The sequence below is a fragment of the Herminiimonas sp. KBW02 genome (genome assembly GCF_003852535.1).
Classification (GTDB): domain Bacteria; phylum Pseudomonadota; class Gammaproteobacteria; order Burkholderiales; family Burkholderiaceae_D; genus Oxalicibacterium.
Window position 1 is genome coordinate 224678 of the sequence record NZ_QAJP01000003.1, and the last position, 23017, is coordinate 247694.

General features: G+C 52.5%; 21 protein-coding genes. 6 read left to right on the forward strand and 15 right to left on the reverse strand.

The window, feature by feature from the left end; genetic code table 11:
• Nucleotides 1-35: 35 nt before the first annotated feature.
• The 4 genes from DBR37_RS02915 to DBR37_RS02930 form a co-directional block, all read right to left on the reverse strand.
• The gene (locus tag DBR37_RS02915; protein ID WP_124572791.1) at nucleotides 36-1661 is read right to left on the reverse strand and encodes a GMC family oxidoreductase; all 1626 of its coding nucleotides are present in this window, start codon (nucleotides 1659-1661) and stop codon (nucleotides 36-38) included.
• 177 nt (nucleotides 1662-1838) lie between these two features.
• A complete protein-coding gene (locus DBR37_RS02920; protein WP_124573254.1) occupies nucleotides 1839-3356 on the reverse strand; it encodes a CoA-acylating methylmalonate-semialdehyde dehydrogenase in 1518 nt (505 codons plus the stop codon).
• A gap of 1097 nt (nucleotides 3357-4453) precedes the next feature.
• Nucleotides 4454-6484 carry an AsmA family protein gene (locus tag DBR37_RS02925; protein WP_124572792.1) on the reverse strand — a complete coding sequence of 677 codons (2031 nt, stop codon included), beginning with the start codon at nucleotides 6482-6484 and terminating at the stop codon, nucleotides 4454-4456.
• Nucleotides 6485-6658: 174 nt separating this feature from the next.
• Complete coding sequence (locus DBR37_RS02930; RefSeq protein WP_124572793.1) at nucleotides 6659-7090, reverse strand: helix-turn-helix domain-containing protein; 432 nt, start codon at nucleotides 7088-7090, stop codon at nucleotides 6659-6661.
• A 73-nt stretch (nucleotides 7091-7163) separates the two neighbouring features.
• Between DBR37_RS02930 and DBR37_RS02935 the strand changes: the two genes are divergently transcribed.
• A complete protein-coding gene (locus DBR37_RS02935; protein WP_124572794.1) occupies nucleotides 7164-7985 on the forward strand; it encodes a class I SAM-dependent methyltransferase in 822 nt (273 codons plus the stop codon).
• Nucleotides 7986-8112: 127 nt separating this feature from the next.
• Nucleotides 8113-8805 (forward strand): type 1 glutamine amidotransferase, encoded by a 693-nt coding sequence (locus tag DBR37_RS02940; protein ID WP_124572795.1) that lies wholly within the window; start codon nucleotides 8113-8115, stop codon nucleotides 8803-8805.
• Between the two features lie 57 nt (nucleotides 8806-8862).
• On the opposite strand, the gene DBR37_RS02945 is transcribed toward DBR37_RS02940, so the two are convergent.
• Nucleotides 8863-9822: a LysR family transcriptional regulator gene (locus tag DBR37_RS02945; protein WP_012081482.1), complete on the reverse strand. Its 960-nt coding sequence runs from the start codon at nucleotides 9820-9822 to the stop codon at nucleotides 8863-8865.
• 153 nt (nucleotides 9823-9975) lie between these two features.
• Here DBR37_RS02945 and DBR37_RS02950 point away from each other — a divergent pair, with 153 nt between their 5' ends.
• The 3 genes from DBR37_RS02950 (at nucleotide 9976) to DBR37_RS02960 (ending at nucleotide 11185) form a co-directional block, all read left to right on the forward strand.
• Nucleotides 9976-10464: a hypothetical protein gene (locus tag DBR37_RS02950; protein ID WP_124572796.1), complete on the forward strand. Its 489-nt coding sequence runs from the start codon at nucleotides 9976-9978 to the stop codon at nucleotides 10462-10464.
• Nucleotides 10465-10484: 20 nt separating this feature from the next.
• A complete protein-coding gene (locus DBR37_RS02955; protein ID WP_124572797.1) occupies nucleotides 10485-10727 on the forward strand; it encodes a hypothetical protein in 243 nt (80 codons plus the stop codon).
• A 275-nt stretch (nucleotides 10728-11002) separates the two neighbouring features.
• Nucleotides 11003-11185: a hypothetical protein gene (locus DBR37_RS02960; RefSeq protein WP_124572798.1), complete on the forward strand. Its 183-nt coding sequence runs from the start codon at nucleotides 11003-11005 to the stop codon at nucleotides 11183-11185.
• 105 nt (nucleotides 11186-11290) lie between these two features.
• Here the strand turns inward: DBR37_RS02960 and DBR37_RS02965 are convergent, their stop codons facing one another.
• From DBR37_RS02965 to DBR37_RS02990, 6 genes are all read right to left on the reverse strand, one after another.
• Entirely contained in the window at nucleotides 11291-12103 is an 813-nt protein-coding gene (locus tag DBR37_RS02965; protein ID WP_124572799.1) for an extracellular solute-binding protein, read from the reverse strand.
• A gap of 102 nt (nucleotides 12104-12205) precedes the next feature.
• Nucleotides 12206-12436, reverse strand: coding sequence for a formate dehydrogenase subunit delta (locus DBR37_RS02970; RefSeq protein WP_124572800.1), 231 nt, complete (start codon nucleotides 12434-12436; stop codon nucleotides 12206-12208).
• Nucleotides 12437-12457: 21 nt separating this feature from the next.
• The gene (gene fdhD, locus DBR37_RS02975) at nucleotides 12458-13285 is read right to left on the reverse strand and encodes a formate dehydrogenase accessory sulfurtransferase FdhD (RefSeq protein WP_124572801.1); all 828 of its coding nucleotides are present in this window, start codon (nucleotides 13283-13285) and stop codon (nucleotides 12458-12460) included.
• A gap of 28 nt (nucleotides 13286-13313) precedes the next feature.
• Nucleotides 13314-16187, reverse strand: coding sequence for a formate dehydrogenase subunit alpha (gene fdhF / locus DBR37_RS02980; protein WP_124572802.1), 2874 nt, complete (start codon nucleotides 16185-16187; stop codon nucleotides 13314-13316).
• Between the two features lie 33 nt (nucleotides 16188-16220).
• Nucleotides 16221-17777: an NADH-quinone oxidoreductase subunit NuoF gene (locus DBR37_RS02985; protein ID WP_124572803.1), complete on the reverse strand. Its 1557-nt coding sequence runs from the start codon at nucleotides 17775-17777 to the stop codon at nucleotides 16221-16223.
• Nucleotides 17774-18253: a formate dehydrogenase subunit gamma gene (locus DBR37_RS02990; RefSeq protein ID WP_124572804.1), complete on the reverse strand. Its 480-nt coding sequence runs from the start codon at nucleotides 18251-18253 to the stop codon at nucleotides 17774-17776. The genes DBR37_RS02985 and DBR37_RS02990 overlap by 4 nt, the downstream gene beginning before the upstream one ends.
• A 265-nt stretch (nucleotides 18254-18518) precedes the next feature.
• On the opposite strand from DBR37_RS02990, the gene DBR37_RS02995 reads away from it, so the two are divergent.
• On the forward strand, nucleotides 18519-19607 hold the full coding sequence (locus DBR37_RS02995; RefSeq protein WP_124572805.1) for a substrate-binding domain-containing protein: 1089 nt from the start codon (nucleotides 18519-18521) through the stop codon (nucleotides 19605-19607).
• A 10-nt stretch (nucleotides 19608-19617) separates the two neighbouring features.
• Here DBR37_RS02995 and modC read toward each other — a convergent pair whose 3' ends face one another.
• The 4 genes from modC to DBR37_RS03015 are packed head-to-tail and all read right to left on the reverse strand — an operon-like array spanning nucleotide 19618 to nucleotide 22958.
• A complete protein-coding gene (gene modC / locus DBR37_RS03000; protein ID WP_124572806.1) occupies nucleotides 19618-20694 on the reverse strand; it encodes a molybdenum ABC transporter ATP-binding protein in 1077 nt (358 codons plus the stop codon).
• Nucleotides 20691-21365 (reverse strand): molybdate ABC transporter permease subunit, encoded by a 675-nt coding sequence (gene modB / locus DBR37_RS03005; RefSeq protein ID WP_124572807.1) that lies wholly within the window; start codon nucleotides 21363-21365, stop codon nucleotides 20691-20693. Before modB ends, modC begins: the two co-directional genes overlap by 4 nt.
• 12 nt (nucleotides 21366-21377) lie before the next feature.
• The gene (gene modA / locus DBR37_RS03010) at nucleotides 21378-22133 is read right to left on the reverse strand and encodes a molybdate ABC transporter substrate-binding protein (protein ID WP_124572808.1); all 756 of its coding nucleotides are present in this window, start codon (nucleotides 22131-22133) and stop codon (nucleotides 21378-21380) included.
• Nucleotides 22134-22163: 30 nt separating this feature from the next.
• Nucleotides 22164-22958 (reverse strand): TOBE domain-containing protein, encoded by a 795-nt coding sequence (locus DBR37_RS03015; RefSeq protein WP_124572809.1) that lies wholly within the window; start codon nucleotides 22956-22958, stop codon nucleotides 22164-22166.
• Nucleotides 22959-23017 lie beyond the last annotated feature (59 nt).

A 23017-nucleotide genomic window follows, 5' to 3' on the forward strand; every position in this document is an offset into this window, starting at 1 on the left:
AAAGGCGACAGCACCTACATCCGTACTACATGTATTTATGCACCGGTTTTTCCTGCGGCGCGTATCAATTGCGCCGCCTTTTCCGCAATCATGATGGTCGTTGCACCGGTATCACCAGCAATAATCACCGGCATAATGGAAGCATCCGCCACCCGCAGGCAGGCCACTCCCCTCACCCTTAATGCACTATCCACCACGGCCTGGCGGTCATCGCCCGCTCCCATTTTGCAACTGCCAACGGGGTTACTACCGGCGACGGCTATCTGGCTGGCAAGGTGCTGCAAGTCTGCTTCCTGATGGGATTCCGGCTTGATTTCCTGCGGAGCATAAGACTGCAAGGCTGGCGCAGCCACAATTTTACGCGTCAATTGGATGGCAGCAGCAGCTATATTGCGGTCTTCATCGGTGCTCAGATAATTCATCCGTATCGCCGGAGCGACGGAAATATCGGCGCCCAATATCCTTACCTGCCCGCGTGAACCAGGTCTCAGGTTACTGATATTGGCAGTAAAAGCCGGGTATGCGTCCATTTCCCGCCCCACTTCTGCCTGCGACCAGGGCTGGATCTGAAAGGATAAATCCGGTCTGGCCAGGGCTGGATCTGAACGTACCATAGCTCCCAGGGGTGCAGGTACCGTCGACGCCAGGCCATTTTTCTTGAAGATGTATTCGAGCCCCATCGCTGCCATACCCAGGTAACCCCTGCCCGAGGTATTCAATGATTTGGCACCCGATATTTTGTAGCGCATACGCAAGGGCATATGATCCTGCACATTTTCACCGACACCGGGCAAATCCTGCACGACCTTAATTCCATGTTCCTGCAGCAAGTCAGACGGGCCTATGCCTGAACGTTGCAGTATTTGCGGACTACCAAAAGTGCCCGCCGTCAGGATTGTTTCACGTGAAACATCGGCGACCCATTCCTGTCCCCCACCAACAAACTCGACTCCGGTACAAACCTTACCCTGATCAGTTTCTTCTATGATCAGACGACGCACTTGCGAACCGGTCATGATTTCCAGATTGCCACGACGGGTGATGGTCCGGAGAAATGCTTTTGCAGTATTCCAGCGCAAACCATTTTTTTGATTGATGTAGAAGTAGGCACATCCTTCCCCACGATGAAAGTCATCTATCTTGGGTATCCCGGTTTGGGCGGCTGCTTCACGGAAAGCGTCGAGTATCTTCCAGTGAGTCTTTTGCTTTTCGATATGCCAGTCACCACCCACCCCGTGCAAACTGTCGGCACCCTGCTCGTGGTCTTCTGTAGTACGGAATAGTGGTAATACCTGTTCCCAGCGCCAGCTCATATCGCCGGTCAGGTCGGCCCAGTTATCGTAATCTTGCGACTGACCGCGCTGGTAAATCATGGAGTTAATGCAGGATGAGCCGCCAAGGATTTTACCGCTCGGGTAAAGCAGGCTGCGTCCGTTCAAGCCGGGCTCGGGCTGAGTGCGATACCGCCAGTCGGTACGGGGGTTGTCTATCATCTGGCGAAAACCGAGGGGGATGTGTACCCAGATATAATCGTCCTTCGCTCCCGCTTCTATCAGTAATACTGACACACCCTTATCTTGTGTCAGTCGGTTGGCTAATACGCAGCCGGCAGTGCCAGCTCCTACGATGATGTAATCGTACTTCCCTGCGGATTCTGCCATGGTCTCTATCGGTAAGGTTGATGTTGCGTTGGACTAACCCCATCATCACCGACTGCACTTACAGTCGACTGACAATGAGTGACTCAGCTTATTTAGAACTCATTATTATTCATCACCCGACTCATCGCTCCGCTGTCTCCTGAAGCGACGCCTGTTATTCAGGACTTCATTTTTTCCTTATTTCGTGGTGGGCATCGCGAACTCTGCACCTTTGACGATAGATTCCGGCCAGCGCTGCATGATGGATTTATAACGGGTGTAAAACTTCACGCCCTCTTCACCGTAAGCATGGGTGTCACCAAACATTGATCGCTTCCAGCCGCCGAATGAATGCCAGGCCATCGGTACAGGAATGGGTACATTGATCCCTACCATGCCCACTTCGACGCGACGGGAAAACTCGCGTGCAGTATTTCCATCGGATGTGAACAGCGACACACCATTGCCAAATTCATGTCGATTAATTAAATCCAGAGCAGCAGCAAAGTTAGGCACACGCACGACACAAAGTACCGGGCCAAATATCTCTTCTTGATAAATTGTCATCTTTGGTGTGACGTGATCAAACAGACAACCACCAAGGAAAAATCCCTCTTCGTGTCCCGCCACCTTCAAACCACGTCCGTCTACCAGTAATTTGGCACCTGCTTTTACACCTGCATCTATATAACCTTCTATCTTGGCCTTATGAGCGGCACTGACGACAGGCCCCATTTCGGCATCGGCTTCCATGCCATTCTTTACTTTCAGTGATTTGACGCGCGGGACTAATGCAGCCACAAGTTTGTCAGCCACATCACCTACTGCCACCGCCACCGAGATCGCCATGCAACGCTCGCCAGCCGAACCATATGCCGCACCTATCAAGGCATCGACCGCTTGTTCCAGGTTCGCATCCGGCATCACCACCAAATGATTTTTTGCACCACCCAGCGCCTGTACCCGCAGTGGATAACTACCACCTTTGCGTGCCGCGCCGGACGCATAGATATATTCAGCTATCGGTGTAGAACCAACAAAAGAAACTGCCTTCACGTCGGGATGCTGCAGCAAGCCATCCACTGCCAGCTTATCGCCCTGCAAGACGTTAAAAACGCCGTCAGGCAGCCCCGCTTGCTGCAGGAGCTCCGCTACCATCAACGAAGGTGAAGGATCACGCTCAGACGGTTTAAGGATGAATGTATTGCCCGTTGCCAAAGCGACTGGCGCCATCCACATCGGTACCATGAATGGAAAGTTGAAAGGCGTAATGCCGGCGGTCACGCCCAGAGGCTGACGCAGATTCCAGTTATCTATACCGCCGCCAATATTGTCAGTGAACTGGGTCTTCAATAAGTGCGGTACGCCACAGGCAAATTCGACGACTTCCAGGCCTCGCGTCACTTCACCCCTGGCGTCGGAAAAAACCTTGCCGTGTTCACGGGTGATAGCAGCGGCCAGATCATCATGATGCTTCTCTATTAATTCCTTGAACTTGAAAAGTATGCGCGCACGCTTCAAGGGCGCGGTATCAGCCCAGGCTGGTGCGGCTGCTTTTGCCGTCGCCACGACTGCCTGTACATCTGCATCACTGGCCAGAACCACCTGTGCACTGACTTTGCCAGTAGCCGGGTTAAAAACGTCCTGTTGTCTGCCACCCTCGGTATCAACCAGGCGACCATGGATGTAATGCTTAATTTTGGCAGTCGTTGTCATCAGCTTTCCTTCGGTAGGTTTCATCTTGCCTGCTTGTAATCTGTTCAAGATTAACATGGCAATAAGGGAAAAATACTGTGCATAAAGCTCTGCAGAAACGGTGGATAGCTTGTGGATAATCCTGTGGAAAAAGAAGGTTGTGTTTTTATCCCCGAACTATCCTTAGCGAGTACACCGTTTATGCAGGCTTTATCCAGATTCCAAGTAGTTGATTTCTTTCAGGCTTTTCCCCTTATCCACAGAAAAGCGCCTGCGTTAACTATTACTACTAAACATATATATAAACAATTAACTTAAAACCAGAAACCCTCTTTTTAAACCTCTAAAACCCAAAAGCTCAAAAACTTTAAATCTAAAACCTTAAAACAACAGCCTCTTTGCAAAACAGGTGTTCAATGACATTCAACATTCCATCAGTTTTGATAACAGCTGTTTAAATAACTTCCAAGATCAGCAAGTTTGGTAAAAACCAAAGTGCTGCTGAACAAAAACATGGATTTGCGGCCTCCAGACGATTTTTAAATGAAATCGCGTGTCTGCCCTGTCACTTGCCAGCCCAAATGCCCTGTATGGCAGCTACAGAACTCTTAAATGAAGATAGCGCGTTGAATGAGCTGGCGTTTTAACTTGCAGACAAACGAAATTTTTTTGATTTTTGTCTGTAAATCATTTGAGGAATGTGTTTTTCAGAGCGGTTTTGCAATGAAACAGCTGCTGAGGTGTTGCTTGCAGCTTGTATAGCGATAGCTAACTGAAGAAAGAGTTGGAAAGAGTGTTTTTACAGAGGCTTTTGACTTTAGGTTTTTCGAATTTTGAAAAGAAAACGCGATTCTGGTTTTAAGTTAATTGTTTATATATATGTTTAGTAGTAATAGTTAACGCAGGCGCTTTTCTGTGGATAAGGGGAAAAGCCTGAAAGAAATCAACTACTTGGAATCTGGATAAAGCCTGCATAAACGGTGTACTCGCTAAGGATAGTTCGGGGATAAAAACACAACCTTCTTTTTCCACAGGATTATCCACAAGCTATCCACCGTTTTTGCAGAGCTTTATGCACAAGTTGTACGGGCTCTGCAAAAACAGCCGGATTATTTCAATTACTTAGCCGGTGCCTTGCTGGCAGCTTTGGCTTTATATGTTTTACCTGGTGGCGGTGCGACCGGCTTGCTGCGTGCTTCCCTGAGCAAGGCCGTGCATTTGTTTTCTTCCTGGGTACCGACATTGATCAATGGCAATAAGGCGGTTACCGGAGCGACGACAGCCAGAGCGACAGCACTCCCCGCTTTCAATGCCAGTACGCCTGTATCCACGCCTACCTTGGGATTGGTGAATTCACCGGTTACGTAGATCGGTGCACGCAAGGAAACAATGCGTACGCCTTTGGTTTCCGGTTTGATGGTCAGGTTCAGTTGTTCCTTCGCCAGATCTACTGTGCCCGTCACATACATCACGGCATCACTGGTATCGACGATGAAGGTGCGTGTTTGTACCAGACCGTTGGTAACGGAAAGATCGGTCGCCATGCAATTCAGTTGGACCTGCTTATCGCCAAACAATTTGGAAATAACGATATTGCCGATATTTAAACCTATCTGTTCCAGCAAGAGTTTGCTGATCGTGCCTTCATTGATCAGTGATTTGATTTCACCATTCGATGTGGCCAGCAGGCTGGCGATCGAATTACCGGTACCGGATAAAGAAGTATCACCGTTGACTTCGCCGAAGCTGGCTTGCATAGGCTGGAAGGTCGGGAATAACTGTTTCAGTTTCAAATGACGTGCCGAAACTTTTGCTTCAGCCTTGATCACATTGTTGCGCCCATCCAGTTTGATATCGCCGATCAGATTACCGCCGGCAACACCGAACTTCAGTGGCGACAAGCTAATCACGCTATCTTGCAGCTTCAGGTGGGTATCCAGGTTTTCGATAGGCAGTGATGCACTGTGTACGATTTTATGGCCAGTGATTTTCACATCGGCGTCTATACTGCCCCAACGCTCAGTCGTAAATTTTTCGACGGGCAGAACCTTATTTGCCGGTTGATTGGCCGCGACGCCGCGTTCTTTTTTACTCTCATTGGAATCGGCGCCAATGACGGGGCCAAGATCACTTAATTGCAGCAAGTTGGAAACCACCGTTCCTGACAGCAAAGGCCTTGGTTGTTTCGCTTCATACACCAGGCTGCCGGCGATATCGCTATCGCCCACCTTGCCTTTGAATTTTTCATACGTCCACTTGCCACCGCGTTTGTCAGTCACACCGATCAAACGCCCTTCTGTTGAAAACGCAGGTGTCTTCGGCAACGTAATGCCGGTCAGCGGATACAGATCGGCCATGCTGGCACCTGCCAGATACAGGCGCATATCGATGGCAGCCAGTTCCTGTGGTTTGGTAATCGTACCGTTGACGCGTATCACGGTTTTTCCGACATTCAGTTTTGCTTCCAGTGGAAAAGGCTTATCCACATTTTTCAGGGCGAGCAAGGCACCAGCCTTACCGTCACCGATGATGCGCGCGCCGTTGTAAGTACCGGAGATTTTCCAACCCATTACGAAGTCATTGACGGCGCTCGGTTCCAACGTATCGATGTTTGCCTTTGCGTCGATATGTTCGACTTCATCTTTTAACGTGATCTCGCCGCGATAAAAATACAGGCGCTGCAAATCCAGCGTCCAGGCTGACGGTTCGGTCTGCTTGAAGGTCCAGTTGTTTTTATCTTTACTGACGCGTTGCAGTGCGACGTTGGGATCATCCAGTTGCAGCGATGGAATCACGATGGTTTTGTTTAACAGCGGCAATGGATTGACAGAGAAAGTAATGTGGCCGATTTCCGCCATATTGCTATCGGCTTTGGCCCATTCAGGATTACCGAGGCTGACGTCATGCGCACTCAGGCGTGGCGCAGGTACCCAGTCACGCCAGGTGCCGGTTGCAGGTTCTGCGCGCTGCCAGGTCAGGATTAAATCGCCGTTAATGGCGAAGCGACGTCCTGTTGCTTCACTGACCTTTTCATTCAGCCAGGGTTTGGCCCTGTTCCAGTCAAACATCAACAGGAACAACACACAGATAAGTAATAGCGCGGAAAAGCTGATGGCGCTCCACAGCATTATTTTTTTTGTACGAGACATAAGCGGACTCAAATAGTGGGAGACGAGTTAGTACGACTCTGCGATAACTTGCGAGTTCAATAAGATATTCCGTGTGGAAATGTTGACCGGGATAATTACGCGGACGGTTCTTCGTATGCTTATAGCAATTGCAGCGAAAACAATAGAACTTGAGATGGGGGCAATGGCGCAGCGCTATTTTTTCAGGCTTCGTGCCGGGGGTGTAGCAGCGATAAGGCCGGATGCCGTCGCCCGCAGGATCTTTCTAAAGGTCGGGCATTCCATATGGCTGGGTGCTGCGCACTTGGCAGCATGGCGCAATCCGTCACGCATGGCAGATAGTTTGCGGATAGTGAGGTCGAGTTCGTCGGCCTTGCTGAGCAACATCTTTCTGTCTAGGTTCACCTTGCCATTGGTTTCAAACATGGCGGCAATTTCACTCAGCGTAAAACCAGCTGCGCGTCCTAATGCAATCAGCGTCAGACGCTCCAATACGGTGGCGTCGAATACGCGACGCAATCCGCTTCTGCCTATCGGTTTGATCAAACCTTTATCTTCGTAGTAGCGCAGTGTGGATGCAGGTACTCCGGCTTGTTCCACGACTTCGGCGATATCCAGTCTTGCCATGCTTGACCTCAAGTTGACTTTAAGTTGCACGATATCACTTCCAGCTTTTACATGTGTATGAAAGGAAGTAATCATGAACACGGAACAAACAAAAATATGGAATGGCGACGCCGGACGCGCATGGGTAGAAACTCAGCAACTGATCGAGCAAATGTTTCAGGAAATTGCCACGATGCTCGTGTGTGACATCAGTGCTGCAAGCCAAGTATTGGATGTAGGTTGTGGTACCGGAAGCACTTCTGCCGCCGCATCGCGACAACTCGGGGTGCAAGGATTATGCACGGGCATAGACATCTCGCAGCAAATGATCAATGTTGCGCAAACTGCTGTAAGTGAACAAGGTTTAACTACACGCTTCATCTGTGGTGATGCACAGAGGTACATATTTGCACCAGCGAGTTTTGATTTAATTATTTCGCGTTTTGGCGTCATGTTCTTCGATGATCCCGTTGCAGCGTTTGCCAATTTGAAACAGGCTGCACGCAGGCATGCTGAACTGAGGTTTATCGCCTGGCGCAGTGCTGATGAAAATCCTTTTATGACGACCGCGGAACGGGTCGGGAGCAGCCTGTTGCCGCATATGCCGATACGCAAACCTGATGAGCCCGGACAATTTGCATTTGCGAACAAAGAACGGATGACGGACATCCTGCAAGCCAGTGGCTGGACTGGCGTAAACGTAGCAGCGATCGATGTACCTTGCTCTTTCGCGGAAAAGGATTTGCTGCTTTACCTCAGTCGCATGGGGCCGTTGGGTCGTGTCTTGCAACAAGAGGATGAGCAGACGCGTAGCAGCGTCATCAAGATCGTGCGACGCGCATTTGAGCCCTATGTGCATGGTGAGCAGGTCAGCTTCAATGCGGCATGCTGGAAGGTCACTGCCAGCGCTGCATGAAAGTGTTGGTCTGAGTGAGTGCCGGAACGAAAATGAAACGCGTGTTACAGTCCTTGTCCTGTGTCGAATGCTGTTTCTGTCGTTTCGTCACCCGTTCTATCCGATCAACTTACGCTTTGGTCCCGGTATGCACGTACACGTACTACAACATGTTCCTTTTGAAGGTCTGGGCAGCATAGAAGAATGGCTGCTACAACGTAACATGTCGATCAGCTATACACGGCTGTTTGAATCAGACCAGTTCCCGTCGCTGGATGGGATTGATCTGATCATTGCGCTCGGTGGTCCGATGAGCGTAAATGATGAAGCCAGTTTGCCGTGGTTATGTGCAGAAAAGCGTTTTATCGCAGAGGCAATAGCCGAACACAAAGCGGTGCTGGGAATTTGTCTGGGGTCACAACTGATCGCAAATGCGCTGGGGGCCAAAGTGTATCCGGCGGCAGAGAAAGAGATAGGCTGGTTTCCTATCGTGGCTGAACCGGCGATGCTGGATGGACTGGCCTTCCCTGCCAGGGTTGATGTTTTCCACTGGCATGGTGAAACCTTTGATTTACCGGAGGGAGCAATCCATCTTGCCAGCAGTGCGGCTTGTCGCAACCAGGCCTTCCAGGTCGGGAGCCGCGTCATAGGTTTGCAATTCCATCTGGAAACCACGCCAGATAGTGCGAACTCCATCATCCTGCATTGCGGTGATGAACTGGTGCCGCAGCGCTATGTACAAAGTGAAGCCGAGCTGCGTAATGTCAGCCACGGCAACTATGTCGAAATCAATGCCTTGATGGCAGCTATCCTTGAATACCTGGTCTGCGATATAGATTAATGCGAGATTAATACGCGACCAAGCCGAGATGACCGGGCCAGGGGCGCAGAAAGCGGTTTAGCGCCGCTTCTTGACGCGTCCTATGCCCTCTTCCGTGCTGGCACTCAATTGTTCACGCAACCACTTATGCGCAGGGTTACGCGCATCCCGTTCGTGCCACAGCATGTCCACGTGCACGTCCGGTAATTCAAACGGCAAATCCTTGGCTATCAGTGCTTCCGCCATACCGGTAGAAGCGATCAAATGGCGCGGCAAGACGGTAATCAGATCCGAGCTGGCGACCACGCGACCAGCGGTAAAGAATTGATTCACGGTCAGCAAAATGCGACGTTCGCGTCCCAGATTGGTCAGGGCTTCATCCATCAAACCTTTCGCGCGGCCGGAGAAACTCACCAATAAATGGTGCGCCGCACAATAATTATCCAGTGTCAGTTCGACTTTGGCCAAAGGATGGTTTTTTCGCATCACGCAAACATATTCACCGGTGTACAGACGCTCATGGCGGATCTGCGAAACAGCGGTGTTTTGTCCACTTGCCAGTTGCGCGGCTACGCCCGGGAAAAAGCCGATAGCCAGATCGATATCACCGCGTAACAGCATTGGGCGTGGTTCACGGGTGGTCAGCGGCACCATGCGGACATTCAGGCCTGGCGCGTCTTTTTCGATGGCACGTACCAGGAAAGGCAGCCACAGTGCGGCGGTCGCATCGGCCATCGCCATGCGGAAAGTCGTATTGGCGCGGGACACGTCAAACGTATCCGGTGTGACCGCTGCTTCCAAGTCAGACAGCGCGCGGCGGACCACGGGCCATAGTTCTTCGGCCCGCGATGTCGGTTTGACACCATGGGCGGTACGGATCACCAGCTCATCGCCCAGCGTGTCGCGCAGACGGCGCAGCGCGTTGGAGACGGCGGGTTGCGTCATTGCCAACAAATTGGCGGCGCGCGTCAGGTTTTGCTCGGTCATGACGGCATCGAAGACGCGCAGCAAATTCAAATCAAGGGTCAGGAAACTCATATTATTTTTACCAAAAAAAGCTCAATGGGGAGATTAGCAGACATATTCACGAAATCGATGACTGGTATCCTAAATTGAAATTAGATTTATATCTCTATCCTACCTATACTGCAATGCAACAACAAGGATTATCAGAGAAAAAAGGAAATCATCATGTCTACTTTATCGAATAACTCATACACGAACCCGGCGCTGATCGCCGTTCCAGCTGTTTTGGCTGCAATCGGCCTCGCCTACAGCCCAGCTCGTCCTGCGATCATCGCGGTAGCTGGTGTAGCGGCCCTGGCATTACTGTTTAAACCATTGACCGTGGCACTGCTGCGCAACATCTTGCTGGCGCTCGCACCTAGCCAAAAGGTTGCTGTTGTCAAGAAAGCTACTGTCGCTGCAACAAGCCCGGTGCAAACCGCATTTGCGTTGAATCGTAAAGCCAACCAGATCGCGCAAACACAACCTGCGCTGGCTGCTGAACTGCGTATGCGTGCTGCTTACTCTGCACCACAACGTATCAGCAAACGCGCTGTTGTGCAGTCGCAGGGTCCGGCACAGACCCGTTTTGCATTGAACCGCAAAGCGAACCAGATTGCCCAGACTCAGCCTGAACTGGCAGCCAAGCTACGTATGCAAGCTGCTTACGCTTAACGCTGTAAAGCGAGTTTTAGTTGAACGGTAATCAAATTTATCTGATCAATTTAATGCGACTGGTAGCAGGCAACGTTTATGCCAGTTACGTCGTACACGCATTACGTTGGTCACCTGCAGTACAAGCGCTGTTATCTGGCGTGGTGCTGAATGGCGGTGGCAGCTTTGCCGCCGTTCTCATCACCCGGGCGTTGCGACCACGAATTGCACACATCCGGAAAAGTTTTAACGCCGATACCGAGGCTGTCAGCTCACAAGGATGACAGCCTCAGTAAACGCTTACCAGTCTCTCTCTTCCCTCTCAAGGAAGGTCTCAAGGTCCCGCGAGTCGCAAGCTCGGCGGGATTTTTTTCGTCTGTAGGCGGGATAGCGATTAAGCGCGACTGTTGTTTAAATCGGCTATTTTTTCCGATGTCATGATAAAGAAGCTAATTTCGTGCAAAATACAGCAAGGTAATCGTTTTACACATCATCTATCTGGTCTGCTTCAGTTCTGATAGTGCAGTGATGTTGATGCTTAATTACGGAGTCAAGCAACTTGGGCCGTCTGATCAAAAACAACTACTCCAATACCGCTTTGTTGAAGGATTTAATGACTACGCCACCGATGACGGCGAAGCAGCATGCGGACATCATGCGCAAGCGCATAGAACACCGCAGGATGCTGGAAGAGGCGAAGGAATTGAAGACAGCCAGCGAAGACGTATTTGAACAGCTGTAAATAAAAAAGCGCGGAATTCCGCGCTTTTGTTTTATGCGGCCTGCTTGGTTCAGGCTGCTGCACTGCGCATGATCGCACTCAGCGATCACACGTAGCACTATCCATTTACTTGGCCGATGGGAAGAACACTTGTTCGCCGTCGATTTTGTAAGCTGCGATTTTCTTTTGACCTTCAGGTGAAGTCAGGTAGTCGATGAACTGCTTCGCACCCTTGTAGTTGATGTCCTTGTACTTGGCTGGATTCACTGCAATCACGCCGTACGGATTAAACATCTTCTTGTCGCCCTGTACTACGATAGCCAGGCCGGTTTTTGCTTTGTAAGCGCCGAAAGTAGCACGGTCCGACAAGGTGTAAGCCTGCAGCTCGCCTGCCATCGTCAATACTTCACCCATACCCAGGCCTGCCGATACATAGGCACTGCCTTCAGGCTTCACGCCGATTTCTTTCCAGTAGGCTTTTTCCATCACGTCGGTGCCGGAATTGTCGCCACGCGAAATGAATTTGGCTTTGCTATCGACGATTTTTTTCATCGAAGCAAGTACGTCCTTGCTGCCTTTAATACCGGCAGGGTCGCTGGCAGGGCCGACGATGATGAAGTCGTTGTACATCACGTCGCGGCGATCAACACCGTGGCCTTCAGCGACGAATTTATCCTCAGCCGAACGTGCGTGTACCAGCGTCACATCGACGTCACCGTTCTTGGCCAGTTCCAGTGCTTTGCCGGTACCGACCGAGATCACGTGGACCTTGGAATTGGTCTTGGCTTCAAACTCTGGCAGCAGATACGGCAGCAGACCCGAGTTTTCGGTGCTGGTGGTAGTCGAGAGTTTGATGATTTGTTGCGCGAAGCCGAGTGGCGCAACGAATGCAGATGCCAGAACGACGGCGGCAAAACGCAATAATGGGCGACGTGACATGGTTCCTCCTGAGGGTTTAATAATGAGAATGGCTGCGAACCCCGGCGGGTGGCGCAGCCATGGTAATCGTGTTGAGTTGTTGAGACAACCCATCACAAAAATTTAGTTCAGCATTTTGTGGGCACGTACCGCATCCAGCACAATAGGTTTCAAGCCTTCACCATTGTGCTGTTCGACGTGCTCCATCAACGCACGACGCATACGTGGATCCCATGATCTTTTCAGATGCCCGGCGATTTCTTCCAGAGATTTATTACGATCTCTCATGGTTTCAAAAAAGTCGCCGATCTGGTTAGCCATCTTGATCAGATTATCTACTGTGCTACCGCTCATTCTGCTCTTCCTTAATATAATTTATTTCGACTCGCGTATCAGGCGATGTGCTTGCGCATAAACGACGTGGCTTTGATCACGGACAAAACCGATCAGCGTGACATTGGTCTCTTCCGCCAGCTGTATCGCCAGGCTGGTAGGCGCTGAGATAGCCGCCAGGAAACCGATGCCCATGGTGGCCGACTTCTGCACCATTTCATAACTGGCCCGGCTGGTAATCAATGCCGCACCTTGTGTGAAATCGCGCTTGTCTTCAGCCATGGCACCGATGAGTTTGTCGAGCGCGTTGTGGCGCCCTACATCTTCACGTACCAGGCCTACCGAACCATCCAGATTCATCCACGCTGCTGCATGGGTGGCGCCGGTATGCTTCTGCAGGCGTTGCTGCGCTTTCATCGCCTTCATGCCGGCATAAATCTGCCGTGCCGAAAACATCGCATGTCCGACCGTTGCCTGCGGATGACGTATCGCCTGTTCCAGCGTTTCTGCGCCACACAATCCACAGCCGGTACGTCCGGTCATATTGCGTCGTTTGTCTTTCAGCGTGACGAAGCGTTCCGTCGCGATACGCATTTGTACCTGTATGCCTTCGCAGCCAGGTACAACTTCGCAATCGTAGAGTTCGGACTTGTCCTTCAGTATGCCTTCACTGAGCGAAAAGCCGAGCGCAAAGTCTTCCAGGTCGTATGGCGAAGCAAGCATGACGGCGTGCGAAATGCCGTTGTATTCCAACGCGACCGGGACCTCTTCCGCGACATCATCCTCGCAGATAGTGTGCTGATCCATGTCCCATTTTTCTACCGGGACACGAACCAGTGCCGTACGTTCGTCGTCAGTGCTTGCGTTCATCACACAGACCTCTAAGTGTTATCAGACCTTACTTCGATGTGGACAACTCGGAGCCACGTGGAATCATCTTCTCGGCAGCAAAACTTTCTTGCTCACGGTTAAAGCGATTATACGAGCGTTGCCATTCCGAAGGTTGGGCCACCGGCATTACCTGCACTGCCGTCACTTTGTACTCTGGGCAGTTGGTCGCCCAGTCAGACGAGTTGGTCGTAATCACGTTCGCACCCGATTCAGGGAAGTGGAAGGTGGTGTACACGACGCCAGGCTGAATGCGTTCGGTGATATCTGCACGCAATACCGTTTGTCCGGCACGCGATTCAATACCAACCCAGTCATCCTGCTTGATGCCACGTTCTTCTGCATCGTGCGGATGGATCTCCAGACGATCTTCGCTGTGCCACATATTGTTGAAGGTACGACGTGTTTGCGCGCCAACGTTGTATTGCGACAGGATACGACCGGTGGTCAGGATCAATGGGAATTTCTTATTGACCTTCTCGCCAGCACCGAAGTACTTGGTATTGATGAAGCGACCTTTACCGCGCACGAATTCTTCTGTGTGCATGGTTGGGGTACCTTCTGGCGCTTCAGCGTTGCAAGGCCATTGGATGCTGCCGCCCAATTCGTCGATACGCTTGAAGCTGACGCCGGTGAAGGTCGGGGTCAATGCGGCGATCTCATCCATGATTTCACGTGGATGTTTGTAGTTCATTGGATAGCCGAGTGCGTTCGACAGCATTTGGGTGACTTCCCAGTCGCCGTAGCCAGATTTCGGTGGCATTACTTTGCGTACGCGCGAGATGCGACGTTCTGCATTGGTGAAGGTACCGTCTTTTTCCAGGAACGACGAACCTGGCAGGAAGACGTGTGCGTACTTAGCTGTTTCGTTCAGGAAGATGTCCTGAACGATGATGCATTCCATTGCTTCCAGAGCAGCGGTAACGTGCTGGGTGTTCGGATCGGACTGAACAATGTCTTCACCTTCGCAGTACAGACCCATGAAGGTACCGTCCATCGCTGCATCGAACATGTTAGGAATACGCAGACCTGGTTCGGATTCGAGTGTGCAACCCCATACTGCTTCGAATTCAGCGCGTGCGACGGAGTCGGACACGTGACGATAGCCTGGCAGTTCGTGCGGGAAGGAACCCATATCGCAGGAACCTTGCACGTTGTTTTGACCGCGCAGCGGGTTCACGCCGACGCCGTCACGACCGATGTTGCCGGTTGCCATCGCCAGGTTGGCGATACCGATAACAGTGGTCGAACCTTGTGCGTGCTCGGTAACGCCGAGACCGTAATAGATCGCTGCATTGCCGCCGGTTGCGAACAGACGCGCTGCGCCACGGATGTCAGCAGCCGGTACACCGGATACTTCTTCCATTGCTTCTGGCGAGTTTTCTGGCAGGGAAACGAATTCTGCCCATTCTTCGAACGAGTCAACTTCGCAACGTGCTGCGATGAAGTCAGGCTTGTGCAGGTTTTCGGTGATGATCACGTGCGCCAGCGCATTGACGATAGCAACGTTGCTGCCTGGTTTCAATTTCAGGTGATAGTCAGCCTGGATGTGCGGCGACTTAACCATTTCGGTAGTACGTGGATCGACAACGATCAACTTCGCGCCTTGACGGATGCGACGTTTCATTTGCGATGCAAATACCGGGTGACCGGATGCCGGGTTCGCACCGATGACCAGGATGACGTCAGACTTCATCACCGATTCAAAGGTTTGGGTACCAGCGGATTCACCCATCGTTACTTTCAAACCGTAACCGGTAGGCGAGTGGCAAACGCGTGCGCAGGTGTCAACGTTGTTGTTACCGAATGCAGCGCGAACCAGCTTCTGAACCAGGTAGCCTTCTTCGTTGGTGCAACGCGAGGAAACCAGGCCGCCGATCGAATCCTTGCCGTATTTAGCCTGGATGCGTTTCAGTTCGGAAGCAGCGTAGTTGATCGCTTCGTCCCACGATACTTCTTTCCATGGATCGGTGATTTTGCTACGGATCATCGGTTTCAACATGCGGTCTTTATGTGTTGCATAACCCCATGCGAAGCGGCCTTTGACGCAAGCGTGACCCTGGTTGGCTTTACCATCCGGATTTGGCACCATGCGGACAACTTCATTACCTTTCATTTCGGCCTTGAACGAGCAACCGACGCCGCAGTACGCGCAGGTGGTTACTTTGCTGTGTTCTGCCTGACCCATCATGATGACGGTTTTTTCGGTCAGCGTTGCGGTTGGGCATGCGTCTACGCAAGCGCCGCAGGATACGCATTCCGAATCAATGAAGTCTTCTTTTTGACCAGCCGACACACGCGATGTGAAGCCGCGGCCGTCGATGGTCAGAGCGAATGTACCTTGTGTTTCTTCGCAAGCGCGGACGCAGCGGTTACAAACGATACATTTCGATGCGTCGTAGGTAAAGTAAGGATTGGATTCGTCTTTTTCCAGTTTCAGATGGTTGCTGCCGTCGTAGCCGTAACGTACGTCGCGCAGACCAACTACACCAGCCATGTCCTGCAGTTCGCAGTTACCGTTGGTCGGGCAGGTCAGGCAGTCCAGCGGGTGATCCGAGATGTACAGTTCCATCACGCCACGGCGGATGTCTGCCAGCTTAGGCGTTTGTGTTTTGACTTTCATGCCGGCTTCGGCAGGTGTTGTACACGATGCCGGGTAGCCGCGACGGCCTTCGATTTCAACCAGGCACAGACGGCAGGAGCCGAAAGATTCCAGGCTGTCGGTAGCGCACAGCTTAGGTACGTTGATGCCGTACTCAGCTGCTGCACGCATGACGGAAGTGCCTTGCGGCACGGTGATGGCGACGCCATCGATTTCCAGGGAGATCATGACTTCGGACGTGCTTTTTTTCGTGCCGTAGTCGATACCGTTAAGTTGATTCATTTTTCGCTCCAGTTTCTAAGCTTAGGCTGCCAATTAAGCTGCGTTTGCCAATGTTTTTTGATCGCCGAAATCTTCTGGGAAGTGGTTCAGAGCAGACAACACCGGGAATGGTGTCATGTTGCCCATCGCACACAGCGATCCCGTTACCATCACATCGCACAAATCACGCAGCAGGTGGATTTGCTGTGGCCGATTCTGGTTAGCGATGATTTTGTCCATAACTTCTACACCACGTGTCGAACCAATCCGGCACGGTGTGCACTTGCCGCACGACTCTTCTGCACAGAAGTGCATCGCGTAACGTGCTTGTTTGGCCATATCGACGGTGTCGTCGAATGCGACCAGACCACCGTGGCCTACAGTAGAGGCAACAGCAGCGAATGCTTCATAGTCAAACGGTGTGTCGAACAGCGATTCCGGCATGTAGGCACCGAGCGGGCCGCCAACCTGTACTGCACGGATAGGACGGCCGGATTCCGAGCCGCCGCCAAAGTCGTACAGCAATTCGCGCAGGGTCACGCCGAATGCTTTTTCTACCAGGCCGCCGAATTTCAGGTTGCCTGCCAGTTGCATAGGCAAGGTGCCACGCGAACGACCCATACCGTAGTTTTTGTAGAACTCAGCGCCACGGGACATGATCAATGGTACGGCCGACAGCGAAATGACGTTATTAATAACGGTAGGCTGGCCGAACAAGCCTTGCAGCGCTGGCAGTGGCGGTTTGGCACGTACCATGCCGCGTTTGCCTTCGATACTTTCCAGCATCGCGGTTTCTTCGCCGCAGACGTAAGCACCAGCGGCTTTACGTACTTGCAGGTTGAAGGTGCGGCCGGAGCCGAGAATGTTTTCACCGAGGTAACCGGCAGCGTTGGCTGCAGCAATCGCTTCGTTCAGGTTGGCGATAGAGTGCGGGTATTCGGAGCGCACATAGATATAACCTTCGGTAGCCTTGACTGCCAGGCCAGCGATGGTCATACCTTCGATCAGCATGAATGGATCATCTTCCATCACCATACGATCAGAGAAGGTACCGGAGTCGCCTTCATCGGCGTTGCAGGCGATGTATTTCTGTGGCGCTTCTGCGCCCAATACGGTTTTCCATTTGATACCGGTAGGGAACGCTGCACCGCCGCGACCACGCAGGCCGGAATCGGTTACTTCCTGCACGATGGCAGCCGGTTCCATGGCGATGGCTTTTTTCAGGCCGACATAGCCTTCATGCGCCAGGTAGTCGTCCAGCGATACCGGATCGGTAATGCCGACACGTACGAATTGCAGGCGTTCCTGCTTTTTCAGGTATGGGATTTCTTCGGTCAGGCCGAGCGCTTTCGGGTGGCTGCCGCCAGTGGTGAAACCAGCGTCGAACAAACCGGCAACTTCGTGTTCTTCGATAGGACCAAAGCCGATACGGCCGGCGTCGGTCGCTACTTCAACCAGCGGCTCGAGCCAGAACATGCCGCGCGAACCGTTGCGCACCAGTTTGATGTCGATGCCGCGTGCCTTGGCTTCGCGTTCGATCGCTGCTGCGGTTTCATTGGCGCCGAGCGCCAGGGCGGTCGAGTCGCGTGGAACAAAAATGGTTACGGTCATTGCACACCTCGCTTGGCCTGGATCAGGCTATTGAATTTTTCCTTGGAGACGCGGGCGTACAGGTCGTCGTCGATCTGGATCGCCGGGCCGCTGGCGCATTGGCCGAGGCAGTACACGGTCTGCAAGGTGAATTTGTTGTCGTCAGTGGTGCCGTGGAAATCACAGCCCAGCAATTCTTTCGCATGGTCAGCCAGCGATTCGCAACCGCGTGCCTGGCAGGCTTCAGCGCGGCAGATCTGAACGACGTGTTCGCCGACCGGATGCTGACGGAAGAAGTGGTAATAGGTGATCACGCCGTGTACTTCCGCGCGCGAGATGTTCAAACCCTCAGCTATCGCAGGAACCACGCTAGGCGGGATATAACCAACCACGCCCTGGATGTCGTGTAGGATAGGCAAAAGCGCGCCAGGCGTAGCTTTGCGCTGTGCAATAATGGCCTCGACCGCGGCCAGATCAAATTGGGTTTGGGTGTTCACTTAGAGTCTCCAGCTAGCGACACCGATGGCAATGCTACATGCCGCGAGGTCGTGAAATCGAACGAAACCATACTGCTTCCTTGTTAAAAATTATCTTGTATATATGCTTTTAATAGCATATAGTTTGCGGGCGCACCTTTGCAACATGTGAAAGGTAGCACTCGGAAATCGACGCTTCAATAGGCTATTTTTTGCATAGCCGAAAAAGAGGCGTAAACGCGACAGCGCGGCGATAATCAAACTAGCCAGAGAAGCGAGATGGCATATGTTTAAAGTAGTCATTAATCCCCATTGGGAAATTACCCATAGCACGGACTCGCCGTTGGATACGGCCGTCCTGCTTAATCTATTAATGTCGATCCAGAAGACCGGCTCCATTTCCAAGGCTGCCCGTCTGGTCGACTTGTCATATCGCTATTCCTGGGGTTTGTTGCGCGAAGCCGAAAAACTGTTTGGCACGGCTTTGTTAAATACAGATCGCGGTCGCGGGACAACATTGACGCCTTTGGCGGAAAAGCTGATCTGGGCTGATCGCCGCATCCGCGCGCGCCTGTCCCCTACCCTGGAAAGTCTGGCTTCCGAGCTGGAAAGCGAAATCGGCAAGACCATCGTCGGTAAAACCAAACCTATCCGGCTCGATGCCAGCCATGGTTTTGCAGTCGACGCGCTGTTACATCAATTAACGGAAGCCAACCTGCCGGTAGATTTGCGTTATCGCAACAGCACCGATGCTGTTGCTGCGTTGTCTCGGAATGAATGCGATCTGGCCGGTTTCCACGTACCGCTTGGTGAATTCGAGAAAAAGGCCGTCGAGCGCTATACCCAGTGGCTCAACCCGCGCGAGCATTGCCTGATCCATCTGGCCATTCGTACTCAGGGTATGTTCGTGGCGCCGGGGAATCCGAAGCGCATACAGACATTGCAAGACCTGACACGCCCGGGCATACGCTTCGTTAACCGTCAGATCGGTTCCGGTACCCGCATGTTGCTGGAGCTGATGCTGGCAGGCGCAAATATTTCGCCGTTCGATATAGAAGGCTACCAAAGCAACGAATTCACCCACTCCGCGGTTGCTGCTTATATAGCAAGCGGCATGGCCGATGTAGGCGTAGGCGTGCAAACGGCGGCACAACGTTTCAGCCTGGACTTCATTCCGTTGATACGTGAACGCTATTTCCTGGCCCTGCCCTTGTCTATCATGGATGATCCGCTGATACAGCTGGTCATCGATGTGGTGCAGTCAGGATACTTCCGCAAAGTGATTAATGGTCTTGCCGGGTATGATTCCAGTGACACCGGCAAGATCCTGTTGCTGTCGGAAGCTTTCGGCCACGCGAAAGTAGCAGCCGTCTAAAGAAGTATCGCTATTTAAGAATAGCGATACCTTTGATTTGCGCAAAGACTGGCGTACCCAGCGCCAGGCTCATGGCTTCGCATGATTTGCGTGTAATGCGCGCCAGCAGGCGCGTGCCATTTGCATCCAGTCCTATCATCACCTGCCCTGCCGCATCGTCAGACAACTCTGCGACCGTTGCCGGGACAATATTCAGGATACTGCTGTCACGTTGTGGCGTCAGGCTTAAGCTGACGTCACGTGCCTGTATCCGGACACGGATGTGCTGACCGATGGTGGCTGCCTGTTGCGGTAACAGCAGTTGACCGCCGGAGAATTCAGCGGAGGTCAGATGGAAATCGGCATCATGCGCGGACACCGTCGCGACTACCAGTGCGCTGGCCGTATCGCCATGCGCGAAGTTCAGATCCAGGCGCGTCATCAAATCACTGGTGGCGCCGCTGGCGATGACTTTACCGTTTTCCAGAAGAACCAGATGATCAGCCAGGCGCGCTACTTCGTCCGACGAATGGCTGACGTAGATGACCGGGATATCCAGTTCATCATGCAGCCTTTCCAGATAAGGCATGATCTCTTCCTTGCGCTTGCTGTCGAGTGCAGCCAGCGGTTCATCCATTAGCAGGATGCGCGGGCTGGTAGCCAGTGCACGAGCGATGGCGACGCGCTGACGTTCACCGCCGGACAACTTATCAGGACTGCGTTGCAAGAGATGAGCAATATCCAGCAAAGCCACGGCCTGATCCAGCGAGACCTGGTGCCGGGCGCCAGGAACCCGGCGCATACCGTATTCCAGATTGCGCTGTACGCTCAGATGCGGAAACAGGCTGGCTTCCTGGAATACATAACCCAGTGGTCGCTTATAAGTTGGCAGGAAAATATTGCGTTCATCGTCCTGCCAGACTTCGCCGTTGACTTCCAGATAGGAGCCGGGGAAGCGCTCCAGTCCGGTCATCGCCCGCAGGCAGGTGGTCTTGCCGGAGCCGGACGGGCCGAATAATGCGCTCACACCACGGCCGGGCAAGCTCAGGTCTACATCCAGTTTGAACGCACTGTAAGCGATATTGAAACGTGCTCGGATATCGCTCATTTGCGTCGCCCGGTCGGATTCAATGTGTACAGTATGATCAGTACCAGCATAGAGAACACCAGCATGCCAGCTGCCAGACCATGTGCCTGCGCGTACTCAAGTGCTTCCACATGGTCGTAAATTTGTACAGAAATCATGCGTGTTTGATTCGGGATATTGCCGCCTATCATCAGCACCACGCCGAACTCGCCTACGGTGTGCGCGAAGCCCATCACGATGGCAGTCAGGTAACCGGGTTTGGCCAATGGCAGGGTGACACTGAAAAAAGTATCGAGTGGTGACGCACGCAAGGTAGCGGCCACTTCGAGCGGGCGATCGCCCATCGCCTCAAAAGCGTTCTGAATAGGTTGTACAACGAAGGGCATCGAGTAAAAAACCGAACCGACAACCAGGCCGGTAAAACTGAAGGGCAATGTGCCTAAGCCCATCGCCTGCGTCAGTTGTCCGACCGGACCGTTGGGACCCAGCGCCACCAGCAGATAGAAGCCGATGACGGTGGGCGGCAGCACGATAGGCAGCGCAACGAACGCGCCTACCGGGCCCTTCAACCAGGAGCGTGTGCGCGCCAGCCACCACGCCAGAGGCGTGCCGATCAAAAGAAGAATGATGGTGGTGAGGCTGGCGAGCTTGAGGGTCAGGACAATCGCACCGATATTAGGATCGGTAAACAACGAGAACCTCTCTTACAGATCGTAACCGTAGCTACGGATAATGGCTTTGACTGGTTCCGATTTCAGGTATTTGACGAATTCAGCAGCTGCCTTATTGCCTTTGCCTTTGTTCAGGATAACTGCGTCCTGACGGATCGGGTTGTGCAGGTTGGCAGGAACGATCCATGCCGAACCGCTCTTTACTTTGCCGCCTTCAAATACTTGCGACAGTGCGACGAAGCCGAGTTCTGCATTGCCGGTCGAGATGAAGGTGAAGGTTTGGCCTATGCTTTCGCCCTGCACAAATTTCGATTGCAGGCTGTCATACACGCCCAGCTTCTTCATGGATTCTTCTGCAGCCAGGCCGTAAGGAGCTAGTTTTGGCGTTGCCAGTGCGATGTGTGCGAAGTTGGCTTTTTTCAGGACGTCACCTTTGGCATCAACGAAGTCAGGTTTAGCCGACCACAGCACCAGTTTGCCGGTTGCGTATGTGAAGCGTGAACCTGCAACGATGCCGTTTTCCTTTTCCAGTTTGATCGGTGTTTCATCATCAGCCGCGAGGAACACATCGTAAGGCGCACCATTGGTAATCTGTGCGTAGAACTTGCCGGTAGCGCCGAACGAAGGCGTCACTTTGTGGCCGGTCGCTTTTTCGAAATCAGCAGCGATGACTTTCATCGGTGCGGTGAAGTTAGCGGCAACAGCGACTTGCACTTCTTCTGCCGAAACAGAAGCGGAGATACCAAGGGCAAGCAGACCGGACAGGAGCGAATACGAAAGTGTTTTCATGGTGATGAGTAAAACGAGTTAAAAAACCTTTTAGGCGGGCACCGCCAGAATGATGTGCGATGCCTTGATCATGGCGGTGGCGCGCACACCTTCTTTTAAACCGAGTGTCTTTACGCTTTCATTGGTGATAATCGCTGCGACGGTTTTACCGCCCGGCAGTTCGATCACGACCTCTGCATTGACTGCACCTTCCTGGCAACGGACGACGGTGCCGGTCAGGGAATTGCGTGCACTGGTTTTGAAATTAGTTTCTACAGTCAGGATGATCCATTGCGCCTTCACCAGCGCATAAGCTTCAGAGCCGACTTCCAGCGCCAGATGATCTGCGCTGTCATTCGTGATAATGGCGGCCAGTTCTGCACCGTTGCCGATATCGAGGATGACTTCAGCGTTGACGGCGCCTTTCTTGACGGCGCTGACAGTGCCGAGGAATTGGTTGCGTGCGCTGGTTTGCATATCGAATCTCCTGCTCATTGTGTAGTACTGATCAAAATCGTCCATGGTGCGGCCGATAGCCGCCGGTACCGCTGCCCATTCCTGCTCAAGGCGGCGATAGGTTGCAACCACACGCCTGCCATACTCAGTGAGGCAAGTGCCGCCACCGGTGCTGCCGCCCGGCTGGCGTATCACCAGCGGTTCGTGCGACAGATTGTTCACCGATTCAACGGCCTGCCAGGCAGCCTTGTAACTCATTCCCATCGCTGTTGCTGCGGCGGAAATGGAGCCCGAGGCGTCGATACGTTCCAGAAGCTCCAAATGATCCCAGCGCTTGCCGCGCGATTTGGACAGACCTTCCAGTTTGATGGGCGAAGTTGTCTTGCTCATAACAGTCAATATCTTTTTAAAAATGATGAAGGGCTGTTCAGCAAAAGTCGCTCTAAAAG